Raw genomic sequence first — 14,418 nt, 5'->3', positions numbered from 1 at the left:
GCAACGTATCGATCGCCGATTCTAGCGAGCCGCGCCCTCTTGCGGGGCGTCCTCGTCAAAAAGCTGGAATTGACCGCTGTCCGCGACATCGTCCTCGTCGAGACGCACGCCGACGCCGAGCAAGCGCACAGGCCGGGCGCGCCGTGCGAAACCCTTTTCGAGCAAAGCGAGGAAGGTGGGGACATGAGTGGCCCCCGCCACGCACTCCACGGTCGTTCGTTGAAAATCGGCGAACCGGATCTTGACGTACAGCTTGCGGATGGCGGCCCCCGCGCGCACGCGTTCGATGCGGGCGTCGAGCTGCTGGGCTAGTTGGGGAATCTCCTTCGCGCAGGCGTCGAGCGTCGGCAGATCAGTCACGTACGTCGTTTCCACGCTGATCGACTTGCGCTCTTGATCGGGCTCCACGGCGCGATGATCGATACCGCGCGACAGGTTGTACAGCCTGCGCCCGAATGCGCCGAAGCGCTGATGCAATTCGAGCAGCGACCATGCGCGCAAATCCTGGCAGGTTTCGATCCCGAGTTTTTCGAGCTTCGCCGCGGTCACCTTGCCGACGCCGAAGATTTTGCGCACGGGCAAGGCGGCCACGAACGCATCGACCTCGTGCGGACGGACGACGAAGAGCCCGTCGGGCTTGTTCCAATCCGAGGCGATCTTGGCCACGAACTTGTTCGGGGCGACGCCGGCAGACACCGTCACGCCCACCGTCTCGCGCACCCGTTCGCGAATCTCCTCGGCCATCAGGGTGGCGCTGCCTTTGCAGCGCGACGCGCTGCTCACGTCGAGATAGGCTTCGTCGAGCGAAAGCGGCTCGACGACCGGCGTGTAGTCCCGGTAGATCGCCATGATTTGCCGCGACGCGATGCGGTATTTCTCCATCGAGGGCGGCATGATCAACAGGTCGGGACACTTGCGCATGGCGGTGGCCGACGACATCGCCGAATGCACCCCGTAGCGGCGCGCTTCGTAATTGCAGGTAGCGATCACGCCACGATGTTCGGGCCGGCCGCCGACCGCGAGCGGCCGGCCGCGCAGGCTCGGATCGTCGCGCATCTCAACCGACGCGTAGAAACAGTCGCAATCGCAGTGGATGATCTTACGGGCGAGCGCGGGCGTCGCGCCTGGGGGTGCGGAATCGGAGGGTGGAAACGAAGGCGTCGGCGTACTCAAGGTGAACGATACTGTACAAAATCACAGTGCTCATTTCAAGTAGCCGCGCCTTTCGGACCGCTCCGCTGTTACGCCTCCGAAGCCCTAAAGAACGCCACCGCGTTACCAAGCTGCCGCCCTTGTTCGTCGAGCGACTGCGAGGCGGCCGCGGCCTGCTCGACCAGCGCCGCGTTTTGCTGCGTCACTTCGTCCATTTGCGTCATGGCCACGCCGACTTGCTCGATGCCGCGGCGCTGTTCGTCGGAAGCGGCGGCAATCTCACCCATGATGTCCGTCACGCGCGCGATCGCCCGCGTCACTTCGGTCATCGTGGCTCCCGCCTGGCCCGCAAGCGATGAACCCTCGTCCACCGTCTCGACAGAAGCGGCGATCAACTCCTTGATTTCCTTGGCCGCACTCGACGAACGCTGTGCAAGGCTGCGCACCTCGCTCGCCACGACGGCGAAACCGCGACCCTGCTCCCCTGCCCGCGCTGCTTCGACGGCCGCATTGAGCGCCAGGATATTCGTTTGGAATGCGATGCCCTCGATCATGCCCGTGATATCCGCGATCTTCGTCGAGCGGTCACTGATCTTCGTCATGGTGTCCACGAGCTGGCCCACCACGCCGCTACCCTCTTGCGCGACGCCCGATGCGCTCGACGCCAGCACGCTCGCTTGCTGCGCGTTCTCGGCGTTCAGCCGCACGGTGGAAGTCAGTTGCTCCATGCTCGCCGCCGTTTCTTGCAGTGACGACGCTTGCTGTTCCGTCCGGCTGGAAAGATCGAGGTTGCCCGCCGCGATTTGCGCGGTCGCCGTGGCGATTGTTTCGCTGCCGGTCCGAACCTTGGCGACGACACCTCTCAAGTTTTCGTTCATCTGATTGAGCGCCCCGAGCAACTGACCGACCTCATCGTGGCTCGTCACGTCTATGTGCCCCGTCAAATCGCCCTCGGCCACACGATGGGCGAACTGAACGGCTCCCCCGAGCGGACGCGTGATCGAACGCGCGCAGAGCACGCCCAACGCGAACACAGCGGCGACGATAGCGAGCGAGCAGACGATTTCCAGCAAATCGGCTTGCTCGATCATCGCTTGCGCACGTTCGGCGCCCTGCTTACCCAGCTCTCCGTTGTAGGCGCGATGCGCCTCGATCGCGGCATCGACACGCTGCGCGGCATCGGCCATCGCACCGTTCAGCAGTTCCTCCGCTTGCTGTTTCCGACCTGCGCTGGAAAGCGCGATCACCTGGTCGCGAAGTTTCGCGGAGCGCGCCATCGCCTCACGGTCCGCGGCTAGCAGATCGCGATCTTTTTGGTCCGAAACCAGCGGCTCATACTGCGTGAGCCGCGCCTGCACCTGGTTGCGCCTCTCGACGATTTGCCGCGCGAGTTCTTCCATGCGTTGCGAATCCGTCGAAGCAACGTGCTTGCTCGAGAGCAACGTGATCTCGTCGTAGGACTTCAACGCACCATCGAGCACCAAGTAGCTGGGCACCGTATTGTCGCTAGCATAGCTGGCGGCAGTGTAGACCTTGCGCATCTCAAAAACGCTGAAACCCGTCACCGCCGCCAAAGCCAACGCCGCCACTAGATTGAGGATCAACAGACGCCGAGCGATCTTCAAGTTGTAAAACCATTTCATGCCAATACTTCCTTGGAACTCTCCGCACGGCATCCACCGCGCGACATACGGAACAAAGATCGAGAACGCGTCGGGGCGCTCCTGTCATGCGACGGGCGAGCTCAGCCGCCGTTCGTTCGACAATAAATCAGTTGTCCTAACTACCTAAAATCGGCCTGCGACAACATTTGCGCGTGCGCCCGAATACGAATGGGGTCGATTCCTTCGGACGGACAAAGCTCAGCGCACAGGCTCACCAGGACCGGCGCGACGTGGCGCCTCATGGACCGCAGCCTGCTTATCGGCGTTTGGCGGCAATGCCTTAAGACACGAGCGGTAAAAAACAAAGAGGGTTGAAGAGAAAAGAGGCGCTGCGGTCACGCCCAGACAGCCGCAGATGCTCGAGGAGCGCTGGTGATGAACCTCTGTCCCCGACCCCAAGCACATATTAAGAATATCGATCCGTACACGCGGCAAGCGCATAGCGATTCGTAAGATCGGTGCTAAAACACAGTGACACCGAATCCGCCCAGGAAGCAGCAACCATGACGCTTTCTTATTTATCCACACCCGCGATTCACGTCCTTACCCGTACCGATTTGGCCGGCGTCGAATTGGCTCCGGCAGACGTGATCGCATTGGTCGAGGACGCGTACCTCTCTTATGCAAACGGCAAGTCTCGATGCCCGACCAAACTCATGATGTCGTTGCCCAACGAGCAACGCGACGCCGTCTCATACTCGATGCTGGGATACGACGGCTCGCTGGAACAGTTGGGATTCAAGACTTCATATCGACAAGGAACCGAGAGTGCCGACAAGTACTACACGACCATCAGCCTATATGACGACATTACCGGCCTGCCTTTCGCCTTCATGGATTGCCATAGGATCGGCGCCTCGCGCACACCGGCGACGACGGCGGTCATTGCCAAGCATTGCGCCAAGGACGATCCGCGCTCGGCGCTGATGATCGGCACCGGGGCACAGGGACTGAATACCCTGCCCTACCTGGTGAGCGCTCTTCCATCACTCGAAAAATTGCAGTTGTTCGGCACCCATCCCGACGGCATCGCCGCGAGCCTGTCGACGTTCGCGCGTCATTTTCCGGATCGGCAGATTGAACTCGTCAACGACGTTCCCCAAGCCGTAGCGCAGGCCGATATCGTCGTCGTCGCGTCGGGACGCGCCGCCCATCCGAAAGTGCAGACAAAGTGGTTACAGCCGGGCAGCTTACTGATTTCCGTTGCGAGCAAGGGGGTCGCGGATGGCGCGCTCGCCGAGGCCGACTATACGATCGCGACGAGCGCAAGTCAGATGGGGGTCACCGGCAAGCGGCTCATGGGTTCGAGCGAGCATGTGAAAGTCGACGCCGAACTACCCGAGATCGTCGGGGGGCGCAAGCAGGGGCGACGCTCTCAAGACGATCGCGTATTTGCGTTCAGCAGCGGGATGGTGATCACGGATATTGCCGTCGCGCATGCGTTCGCCACCCGGGCCATTGCCGCCGGCCGCGGTAAGCGGATCGAGCTATGGCGTTAGATACCGGCTCGATGCGCGCACGTGAACGGGCTTGGGCCATTTCGGTCAGACAAGACATCGGCTTGCTCGATCAGATAGGCCGTACGATCGACGGACCGTTTCACCTGATTCATCCCACAAGCTTCGCTGAAAATCTCTTGAGCTTTCAACGTGTGCTCCAAGCGCGGCACGTGAACGGTCAAGTCTATTACGGTAAAAAGGCCAACAAAGCGGGAGCATGGCTACGTGCCGCGGCCATGCACGATGGCTCCGTGGATGTCGCAAGCGTCCCAGAGCTCGTCCATGCGTTGGCGAACGGCATACGCGGCGAACGCATCGGAGTGACGGGTGCAGCCAAGAACGACGATCTGCTCTGGTTAGCGAGCCGCCACGGCACGACAGTCGCCATCGATGCATTGGACGAGCTCGAGCGCGCGATCGCCATCGCCAAACAGACGCAGCCGCTGCGCGTCTTGTTGCGTGTGCTCGCGCCGACCAACGCGGACAGCCGCTTCGGCCTCGATGCTAACGATCTAACGGCCGCGGTGGCGCGCTGCGCAACGGCGCGTCCTAATATCGTGCTGGATGGATTTTCTTTTCATCTGGACGGGTATGCGGTCGATCCGCGCGCCAAGCACGCATCGACGCTCATTGCTCGATGCCTGGAAGCGCGCGCGCTTGGTTTTCCTTGTACGGCAATCTCCATCGGCGGCGGATTCGCGTGCAGCTACGTCGAAGAAGAAGATTGGCGTCGGTTCAACCAAGCGATCACCCCCGATCGATTCCATGCCGGCAAACGCTTCACTCACTTTTATCCCTATCACCAGCATCCGACAGGAGCGGCTATGCTCGATGCCATCCTGCGGACGCGCACCGCAATGGGAACGCTAGCGTCGGAGCTCGCCGCGGCCGGCATTACGCTGTACTTGGAACCGGGCCGAGCGCTCGTCGACGGGGCCGGGATGACCGTCTTTCCGGTTCAGGGATACAAGCATCATGCCGAGCATGGAATCGTGACCGTCGCCGGGATCAGTATGAGCCTCTCCGAGCAATGGAAAGGCAGCGAATACCTGCCTAGTCCCATTCTCGTACAGCGCGGCCCCCCGAGAGCGCAGCGCGCGGTGCATGCGGCGATCGGCGGCTCGAGCTGCATGGAGTACGACATGCTGACCTGGCGCAAGGTCATGTTCCCTGCCGCACCGCGCTACGGCGATTTGATCGTCTATCCCAATACCGCCGGCTATCAGATGGACAAGAACGAAAGCGAATTCCACCAACTGGCGCTGCCCCCGAAAATCGTCGTGACCGAGCAGGACGGCCGTTTCGTTTGGAGACCCGATAGATGAACGCACGTATGAGTGCCTCGCCCGCTTGCATTGCGCAAGTGGTCAGCCAGTTGATCGGCGACACGCCTCTTTTCGAGTTGGCTCGCACCGGATCCGGCAGCCGGCTGCTGCTGAAACTCGAACAATTCAACCCGACCGGGTCCTGCAAGGTCAGGATGGCGCGCGAAATGGTTTTGGCGGCCGAGCGCGAAGGAAAGTTAAAGCCCGGCGGACATATCGTCGAGCCGACCTCGGGAAACACCGGCATGGGGCTCGCCTTGGTCGCCATCGAGCGCGGCTATCGCTTCACCGCCATCGTCGACAATCACGCCGCGCGCGACAAGCTGCGCGCCATGCAAGCCATGGGCGTGAACCTCGTTTTTGTCGATAACCCGGGCGGCAAACCTAGCACGATCGCACGGAGAAAGTTGGCGGAAGAGATCGCCAAGACAACCGGTGCGTTTTGGCCGGACCAGCACCACAATCCGAACAACAACGGTGGCTACGCCGACCTCGCAGCCGAATTGCTACGCGATCTCGGGAACGATATCGATTATTTGGTGGGCGCCGTCGGAACCGGCGGGACGCTCTGCGGCACGACCAAGGAACTCAGGCGCCTTGGCTCGCAGGTGACCACGATAGGTGTGGAACCGATTGGTTCGATCATCTTTGGGGGCCCCCCCGGCAACTACTGGCAGACCGGCGCCGGCGCGCCCGCGGGATTCCCGGTCGGGCCCAACGTCGATCACGCGTTGATCGACGAGGGACTCACCGTTGGCGACGTCGACGCTTTCACGGCCGCCCGCGTCGTCGCCAAGCGGACGGGATTGCTGATCGGAGGCACGTCCGGCGCGGCGGTTCATATCGGCCTCAGGCGCTTGGCGTTGGTCGAGCCGAACAGCACGATGGTCGTCTTAGTTTGCGATGCGGGCGAAAAATACCTCGATAGCGTATTCAACGACGAGTGGCTGCGCGAGCGAAAGCTGCTCGATGAAGCCGCGCACGAACGGTTGCACCGCCTTTTCGATGCGTACCGAGCGTCCATAGCGCTCGCAGCCGATACCTCGATTCCCGAACCAGCGTAAACGGCGATGAATGCCAAACTTCAACGCTACCGCGACATTGCGAAACTCGCCGCTCCGATCGCGGGCATTCAGTTCGCGCAGGTTGCGCTGACCAGCACCGATCTGCTGATGATGGGCTTCATCAGTATCAAGGCGATCGCAGGCGGCGGTCTCGCACTCCTTCTTTACAATCAGTTGCGAACCATGTGCGTCGGTATGGTGACCGCCACGGGCAACTTGATCGCGACTGCCGTCGGTCAAAGCGAGAAAAGGACCGGCACCCGATCGATCGACGCCCTAGCCTGTCATGAGATACGCGGTTTGATGCGCGCATCCATGCTGCTTGCAACAGGCATCGCCGTCGGTGCGGGTCTGCTCCTCGTGTGCCTAGGCCGGTCGCTCGAGTGGCTGGGGCAAGACGCTTCGATACGCGCGGTGGCAAGACCGGTGATGTCGATGCTTGCGCCTGGACTGATACCGATGCTGTGGCTCAACGTATTGCGTCAATTCTCGATCGGCATGCGTCGAGCGGGTTCTCTGTTGACGATCACGGTGTTGTCCATCGCCGTCAACGCGATATTGAACGCCACCTTCATCTACGGTTGGCTCGGTATGCCACGGCTCGGCGCTGCCGGCATCGGTCTGTCCACTACGCTCGTTCAAACTTGGAGTTTGCTCGTCTATCTGAGGATCGTGCGGGCAGACCCGGACCTGCGCGCCTTGCTGGCCCTCGATGGTTGGCGCGCGCAAGCGGCGACGATAAAGCGGATGGCTTCGATGGGCGTCCCCATTGCGCTGACCTATGGCTCGGAGGCCGCCCTTACCTCGATCGCAACCGTCTTCGTCGGCACGTTCGGGCCGATAGCGCTAGCGGCATCGAATATCGTGAACCAACTCGCCTATATCGTTTATCAACTGAACATCGGACTTTCGCACGGCTCTTCGATCTTAGTGAGCCGGACAGTCGGCACGGGGCAACAGCAAGATATCGGTGCGATCGCCAAACAGACGCTGGCGATCAGCTTCGGCATCATGGCCGTCATCGGCTTGGTTTACATTTTGATACCGCGCGCCGTGCTGCGGCCGTTTCTCGGAGCGCATGCCAATCCTGCTTTATTCGCCACCGCGACCGCGCTTTTATGGTTCGCGGTCGCCCACCAATTCCTGAAGGGCTCTCAGAACATTTGCGTGGGATTGCTACGGGGCCTCGGAAACACGCGAGCGGGACTCACCAGTACCTTTATCGGCTATTGGTTGATCGGCGTGCCGGCGATGGCCATTTTCGGGTACTGGATCGATTGGCGTGCACAAGGCGTATGGCTCGGCCTATGCATCGGATTTTTCGCCGCGAGCCTGCTACTGTGGCGGCAATTCTCGGCTGAGTTGCGACTCACTGCCTGCAACTGATCACATCGGCACCGAAAAGCAAAAACCCGCCACAGGGGACGGGTTTTCGTATTTGGTTGCGGGGGTAGGATTTGAACCTACGACCTTCGGGTTATGAGCCCGACGAGCTGCCAGACTGCTCCACCCCGCGTCAGAGAAATAAATTATATGGGACTTTCATCGCGGCGTCAAACAATACCGTCGATGATCGTTCCCTCGACTGCGCGTGCGATCCCGAGCCCACCGAGCCAGTGCGATAAGATCGCATCCGACAAGAACCGAACCGCGCCGCACTCTTTCGCACACACCCATCCAAACCATGAAAATCGCCACCTGGAACGTCAATTCCCTCAAGGTCCGGCAGCAGCACGTCATCGACTGGCTCGAACTGAGCCACGCGGACGTGCTATGCCTGCAGGAATTGAAACTGCCCGACGAAAAATTCCCCCGCGCGGAGCTGGCCGAAAAGGGCTACCGAAGCTGGTTCGCGGGACAAAAGACCTATAACGGCGTCGCGATCCTCGTACGCGACGGCATCGAAGTCGACGAAGCCGATATCGTGCGCAACATTCCCGGGTTCGACGACGAGCAACAACGCGTGATCGCCTTGACCGTAGGCGGTGCGCGTATCGTATCGGCCTACTTCCCGAACGGCCAGGCGCCGGGTACGGAAAAGTTCGCCTACAAGCTGCGCTGGCTCGACGCGCTCGGACAATGGCTGCAAGACGAACTGCATCGTCACCCGAGGCTCGCGTTGCTCGGCGATTACAACATCGCACCCGAAGATCGCGACGTTCACGATCCGAAAGCCTGGGAAGGCCAGAATCTGGTCTCGCCCGAGGAACGCGCGGCGTTCGTCAAACTGATCGAATTGGGTTTCGTCGACGCGTTCCGCCAATTCGAACAGCCCGAGAAAACCTTCACCTGGTGGGACTATCGCATGCTGGCCTTCCGCCGCAATGCCGGGTTGAGGATCGATCACATCCTGCTCTCGCCCGCCCTCGCGCAAGCGTGCACCCTGTGCGAGGTCGATAAGACGCCACGCAAATGGGATCAACCGTCCGACCACGCGCCGGTCGTCGCGCAGCTCGCCTAACGCGGCAAGCGGCGACGCCGCAATAAGAATGGCCGGCGCTCGCAGCGAGCCGCCGGCCTCGTCTTCGTCCTAGCGCCAGCGCTCGGCGCGCATCACGACTCGAGATGCAATTCCTGGATCTTGCGCGTAATCGTGTTGCGCCCGATGCCGAGCCGCTCGGCCGCCTCGACCTTGCGGCCGCGCGTGAAGTCGAGCGCTTCTCGGATCACGGCCGCCTCGAAGCGGCGCGCGAGTTCGTCCATGACATCCACGGTATTCTCGCGCAGCATACGCGCCACTTCCGCGCGCAAGCCACTCTCCCACACGCTTACGGGCAAGCCGGTGGCCACGCCCGCGAGGGAGGCCGGGACGATCGAGGCCGCGCCGTTACGCTCACCATCCACCGGCAGGGGGGTGCCCGCCGTGACAGCCGTGGCCGCGGGGCTCGCAATGATCTCGGCAGCGGTCTCGGGCGTGCTGCCCGATACGAGATCGGGCGGCAGATCTTTGATCTCGATCGTCTGCGCGGGCGCCATGACGGTCAGCCAGTTGGCCAGATTTTCGAGCTGACGGACATTGCCCGGAAACGGTAACGTCGCGAGATAGGCAAGCGCGGCATCCGACACGCGCTTGGGTTCGACGCCGAGATCGCGCGCGCTCTTTTGCAGAAAATGCCGCGTGAGCAACGGGATATCCTCGCGGCGTTCGCGCAGCGGCGGCAACCGCAGCCGGATCACGTTCAAGCGGTGATACAAGTCCTCGCGGAACAACCCCTGCCGCACGCGCGATTCGAGGTTTTGGTGCGTGGCCGCGATCACGCGCACATTCGCGCGCAACGGGCTATGTCCGCCGACACGATAGAACTGCCCGTCCGACAACACGCGCAGCAATCGCGTTTGCAAATCGAACGGCATATCGCCGATTTCATCGAGAAAAAGCGTGCCGCTTTCGGCTTGCTCGAAACGCCCTTGGCGCATCGCCTGCGCACCGGTGAACGCCCCGCGCTCATGGCCGAAGAGTTCGGACTCCAACAGATCCTTCGGGATCGCGGCGGTGTTCAGCGCGATGAACGGACCGTTCGCACGGGGGCTATGACGGTGCAGCGCACGCGCGACCAGTTCCTTGCCCGTGCCAGATTCGCCGGTGATCAAGACCGTCGCGGCCGAATGCGAGAGTCGTCCGATCGCACGGAACATATCCTGCATGGCCGGCGCTTGCCCGAGCATCTCGGGCGCGTCGGCGAGCACCGCCTCGCCGGCTTGCGAACCGCGCAGACTTTCGTCGACGGCGCGGTGTATCAATTCCACGGCCTTATCGACGTCGAAAGGCTTCGCCAGATATTCGAACGCCCCGCCTTGAAACGCGGCTACGGCGCTGTCGAGATCGGAATACGCCGTCATGATGATCACGGGCAGGTCGGGCAACCGTTCGCGAATTGCCTGCAGCAACTCGAGGCCCGAGGCGCCCGGCATTCTGATATCGGAGACGAGCACTTGAGGGCTTTCATGCTCGAGCGCGGCAAGCGCCTCGCGCACGTTGGCAAAGCTGCGCGTCGGGAAGTTCTCGCGGGCCAGCGCTTTCTCGAGCACCCAACGGATCGATTGGTCGTCGTCTACTATCCAGATCGGCTTCATGGAGTGGGTCTTATCAATTGACGAGCGGCAACAAAATCTGAAACTCGGTGTGTCCGGGGCGGCTCTCGACCTCGATCAAACCGTCGTGCTGCTGCACGAACGTCTGTGCGAGCGTCAAACCGAGGCCGCTGCCGTCTTCGCGGCCGGACACCAGTGGATAAAAAATACGATCGCGGATTTCCTCGGGAATCCCGGGCCCGTTGTCGATCACTCGCAAGTCCAATGCCAATTTGAACAGGCGCTTGGAGATCGTCACCTTGCGCGCGACCCGCGTGCGCAATGCAATACGCGCATCGCCCTGCCCGATTCGTTCGCGCAGCGCCTGCGCCGCATTGCGCACGATATTGAGCAGCGCTTGAATCAATTGCTCCTTATCGCCGCGCAAGTCGGGCACGCTGACGTCGTAGTCGCGCTCGATCGTCAAGCCGCGCGGGAATTCCGCGAGGATCACGGCCCGCACGCGCTCGCACACTTCGTGAACGTTGACGTCGCCCACCACGTGCGGATGACGGTGCGGCTCGAGCAAGCGATCGACGAGTGTCTGCAGACGATCCGATTCCTTGACGATCACCTGCGTGTATTCGCGCAGCTCCTGTCTTTCGCGCACGCCCAGTTCGAACTCGAGCAGTTGCGCGGCGCCGCGAATGCCGCCTAACGGGTTTTTGATCTCGTGCGCGAGATTACGGATCAATTGCTTGTTGGCGACCGACAGGTCGTGAATGCGCTCTTCCCGATCCGTACGCAAATGCCGCTCGTTCTCGAACAACTCGAGCAGTACGTAATCGGGCGCGCTTTCGAGAAAGCCGACGACGACGTGGACGTGCAGCGGCTCCCGCCCCGGACGCTCGAGCACGGCATCCAGGTGCGTCGCGTGAAAGCGATGTTCGGCGATCGCGGCGATCGTCACGACGAGTTCCTCGCCGTTCGCGAACAACTCGGGCCACGACATTTGCATGAGCTGCCGGCGCGATAGATCCAGCATCGACTCGGCGGAGGGATTCGCGAATGCGACGCGCAACGTGCGCTTTTCGAGCACGAACGCGACCGTGGGCAATGCCTCCAGCCCCGGCAGCAGGCCCGACTGCGCGAGCGCCTTATCGTTGGATAGCGGCTCGGCCTGGCCCGTTTTCGCTTTCATCAAATTCCTAAGCACCATCGTCGACTCAACGAACGAAAAAGGGACGGCACCGCCGTCCCTTCGAGACCGATCGGGGTGCGTTCTCGTCGCAACGTTCCATCCGTGAACGAACCCCCGCTTCACGAGCGCTTCGCCGACGACAAAGGACGAAGCGCATCGCGCCGCTTACAGCGAGTAGTACATCTCGAACTCGATCGGGTGCGTCGTCATACGCAGGCGTTGCAGCTCGCCTTCTTTCAGTTCGAGGTAGGCGTCGAGCATGCCGTCGGTGAACACACCGCCGCGCGTCAAGAACTCGCGATCCTTGTCGAGCGCGTCCAGCGCTTGGTCCAGGCCCGCGCAAACCGTCGGGATCTTCGCGTCCTCTTCGGGCGGCAGATCGTACAGGTTCTTGTCGGCGGCTTCGCCCGGATGGATCTTGTTCTGCACGCCGTCCAAACCGGCCATCATCAGCGCCGAGAAGCACAGGTACGGGTTGGCCATCGGATCCGGGAAGCGCGTTTCGATACGGCGGCCCTTCGGATTGCTCACGTGCGGAATACGGATCGAGGCCGAACGGTTGCGCGCCGAGTAAGCGAGCTTGACCGGTGCTTCGAAGTGCGGCACGAGACGCTTGTACGAGTTCGTCGTCGGGTTCGTGATGGCGTTCAGCGCGCGAGCGTGCTTGATGATGCCGCCGATGTAGAACAACGCGAATTCGGACAGGCCCGCGTAGCCGTTGCCCGCGAACAGGTTCTGGCCGTCCTTCCAGATCGACTGGTGAACGTGCATGCCCGAGCCGTTGTCGCCGACGACGGGCTTCGGCATGAACGTCGCCGTCTTGCCGTACGTGTGCGCGACGTTATGAACGATGTACTTCAGTTGCTGCGTCCAGTCGGCGCGTTGCACGAGGGTCGAGAACTTCGTGCCGATTTCGTTTTGACCTTGGCCCGCCACTTCGTGGTGATGCACTTCGACCGGAATGCCGATCTGTTCGAGCAGCAGACACATTTCCGAGCGCATGTCTTGGAACGTATCCACCGGGGCGACCGGGAAGTAGCCGCCCTTCGTGCCCGGACGGTGACCTGTGTTGCCGCCTTCGAATTCCTTGCTCGACGACCACGGCGCTTCTTCGGAACCGATCTTCACGAAGCAGCCCGACATGTCCGTGTTCCACTGAACCGAGTCGAAAATGAAGAACTCGGGTTCCGGACCGAAGAAGGCCGTGTCGCCCAGGCCCGTGCTCTTCAGGTAGGCTTCCGCGCGCTTGGCGAGCGAGCGCGGATCGCGTTCATAGCCCTTGCCGTCCGCCGGTTCGACGACGTCGCAGCTCATCACGAGCGTCGGCTCTTCATAGAACGGATCGATGAAGGCCGTGTTGGGATCAGGCATGAGCAGCATGTCCGAGGCTTCGATACCCTTCCAGCCGGCAATCGAGGAACCGTCGAACGCATGGCCGCTCTCGAACTTGTCTTCGTCGAACGCCGACAGCGGCACCGAGACGTGCTGCTCCTTGCCGCGCGTATCGGTGAAGCGAAAGTCGACAAACTTGACGTCCTCGTCCTTCACGAGCTGCATGACGTCGGCCACGGATTTACTCATATCCTCTTCTCCATTGATAGGTTCGGCGGTTCTTCGCTTTCTTCACTTCGGTTCGGACGCCGAAGCTGGTCTTGCAAGCGATCGCCGCGGGTAAGAGCAGCTTCCGTGCCAAGCGGAATACGGAGTGTTCCGCATATCGGGGGCTGCCTTGTCTGGCCGCGCCCCGCGCCGGAACCGGTTACGCACCGTACTGAACGGAGCGCGCCGCGATGCGGCCTCCGGATGCACCATTTGAGTGCCAATTCAGTGCAAGCGGCTGGCCGGAACACCCATTGTGGTGCATGCAAGCGAAAAAAGCACCGAATTCGGGCGTTTGGTCGAACATCGAAGTGCGTCGTCGTTTGGAACGCGGTTGCCGGCCAGGAGGGCTAGAATGTTCGTTTCAGAATAAGGAGACGATGGGCCATGAGTTCGCTAGACCAAATCTTCAAGCAGGCAGGCGCGCGCCGCGCCGAGCACCAATTGCCCTATGCCGGCGCCGTGACGCCCGGCGAAGCCTTCGAGCTGTTGCAATTGGATTCTCGCGCCCGTCTCGTCGATGTCCGCACGCGCGCGGAACTCGACTGGGTGGGCCGCCCGCTCGTCGGGGACGGCCAGTATGTGCACATCGAATGGACGCGCTATCCGGGCGGGGTGCCCAATGCCGAGTTCCTCGATCAATTGAAGCAGGCAGTGCCTTCGACCGACACGCCGGTGCTGTTCCTGTGCCGTAGCGCGGCACGGTCGAAACTGGCGGCCGCGGCGGCGGCCCAAGCCGGCTACCAAGGCGCCTACGATCTTTTGGAAGGGTTCGAAGGCGACAAGGACGGCAACGGCCACCGCAAGACCGTCACGGGGTGGTGCTTCCGCGGATTGCCGTGGATCGGGGCGTAACTCCCGTGCCCGTACGCGGTCGCCCGCGGCGTACAGCGACCGGAGACC

Annotated in this window: 11 protein-coding genes and 1 tRNA gene; 6 read left to right on the top strand and 6 right to left on the bottom strand. The window is 61.8% G+C overall.

The features are described 5' to 3' along the window. Nucleotides 1-21 precede the first annotated feature (21 nt). Entirely contained in the window at nucleotides 22-1,056 is a 1,035-nt protein-coding gene (gene dinB, locus DXT59_RS15560; RefSeq protein ID WP_240324528.1) for a DNA polymerase IV, read from the bottom strand. 185 nt (nucleotides 1,057-1,241) lie between these two features. Further along, the gene (locus tag DXT59_RS15555; RefSeq protein WP_116137774.1) at nucleotides 1,242-2,795 is read right to left on the bottom strand and encodes a methyl-accepting chemotaxis protein; all 1,554 of its coding nucleotides are present in this window, start codon (nucleotides 2,793-2,795) and stop codon (nucleotides 1,242-1,244) included. A 524-nt stretch (nucleotides 2,796-3,319) separates the two neighbouring features. On the opposite strand from DXT59_RS15555, the gene DXT59_RS15550 reads away from it, so the two are divergent. From DXT59_RS15550 to DXT59_RS15535, 4 genes are read left to right on the top strand one after another with little or no spacing between them, the layout of a single operon-like run. Continuing rightward, nucleotides 3,320-4,315 carry an ornithine cyclodeaminase gene (locus DXT59_RS15550; protein WP_116137773.1) on the top strand — a complete coding sequence of 332 codons (996 nt, stop codon included), beginning with the start codon at nucleotides 3,320-3,322 and terminating at the stop codon, nucleotides 4,313-4,315. Further along, on the top strand, nucleotides 4,306-5,640 hold the full coding sequence (locus DXT59_RS15545; RefSeq protein WP_205417436.1) for a type III PLP-dependent enzyme domain-containing protein: 1,335 nt from the start codon (nucleotides 4,306-4,308) through the stop codon (nucleotides 5,638-5,640). The genes DXT59_RS15550 and DXT59_RS15545 overlap by 10 nt, the downstream gene beginning before the upstream one ends. Next, on the top strand, nucleotides 5,637-6,704 hold the full coding sequence (locus tag DXT59_RS15540) for a PLP-dependent cysteine synthase family protein (protein ID WP_116137772.1): 1,068 nt from the start codon (nucleotides 5,637-5,639) through the stop codon (nucleotides 6,702-6,704). Before DXT59_RS15545 ends, DXT59_RS15540 begins: the two co-directional genes overlap by 4 nt. A gap of 6 nt (nucleotides 6,705-6,710) precedes the next feature. Further along, nucleotides 6,711-8,090, top strand: coding sequence for an MATE family efflux transporter (locus DXT59_RS15535; RefSeq protein ID WP_116137771.1), 1,380 nt, complete (start codon nucleotides 6,711-6,713; stop codon nucleotides 8,088-8,090). Between the two features lie 53 nt (nucleotides 8,091-8,143). Here DXT59_RS15535 and DXT59_RS15530 read toward each other — a convergent pair. Next, nucleotides 8,144-8,220, bottom strand: a tRNA-Met gene (locus DXT59_RS15530). Nucleotides 8,221-8,388: 168 nt separating this feature from the next. Between DXT59_RS15530 and xth the strand changes: the two genes are divergently transcribed. Next, nucleotides 8,389-9,165 (top strand): exodeoxyribonuclease III, encoded by a 777-nt coding sequence (xth, locus tag DXT59_RS15525; RefSeq protein WP_116137770.1) that lies wholly within the window; start codon nucleotides 8,389-8,391, stop codon nucleotides 9,163-9,165. 92 nt (nucleotides 9,166-9,257) lie between these two features. Here the strand turns inward: xth and ntrC are convergent, their stop codons facing one another. The 3 genes from ntrC to glnA form a co-directional block, all read right to left on the bottom strand. Then, nucleotides 9,258-10,778 carry a nitrogen regulation protein NR(I) gene (ntrC, locus tag DXT59_RS15520; RefSeq protein ID WP_116137769.1) on the bottom strand — a complete coding sequence of 507 codons (1,521 nt, stop codon included), beginning with the start codon at nucleotides 10,776-10,778 and terminating at the stop codon, nucleotides 9,258-9,260. A 13-nt stretch (nucleotides 10,779-10,791) separates the two neighbouring features. Next, complete coding sequence (gene glnL / locus DXT59_RS15515) at nucleotides 10,792-11,934, bottom strand: nitrogen regulation protein NR(II) (RefSeq protein ID WP_116137768.1); 1,143 nt, start codon at nucleotides 11,932-11,934, stop codon at nucleotides 10,792-10,794. 147 nt (nucleotides 11,935-12,081) lie between these two features. Continuing rightward, nucleotides 12,082-13,497 carry a type I glutamate--ammonia ligase gene (gene glnA, locus DXT59_RS15510; RefSeq protein WP_116137767.1) on the bottom strand — a complete coding sequence of 472 codons (1,416 nt, stop codon included), beginning with the start codon at nucleotides 13,495-13,497 and terminating at the stop codon, nucleotides 12,082-12,084. A 405-nt stretch (nucleotides 13,498-13,902) separates the two neighbouring features. Between glnA and DXT59_RS15505 the strand changes: the two genes are divergently transcribed. After that, nucleotides 13,903-14,370, top strand: a complete 468-nt coding sequence (locus DXT59_RS15505; protein WP_116137766.1) for a rhodanese-like domain-containing protein — start codon at nucleotides 13,903-13,905, stop codon at nucleotides 14,368-14,370. Nucleotides 14,371-14,418 lie beyond the last annotated feature (48 nt).

Origin of the sequence: Trinickia diaoshuihuensis, from assembly GCF_003390925.1 — a bacterium.
GTDB lineage: Bacteria > Pseudomonadota > Gammaproteobacteria > Burkholderiales > Burkholderiaceae > Trinickia > Trinickia diaoshuihuensis.
This window is presented reverse-complemented; position numbering and strand designations above follow the sequence as displayed.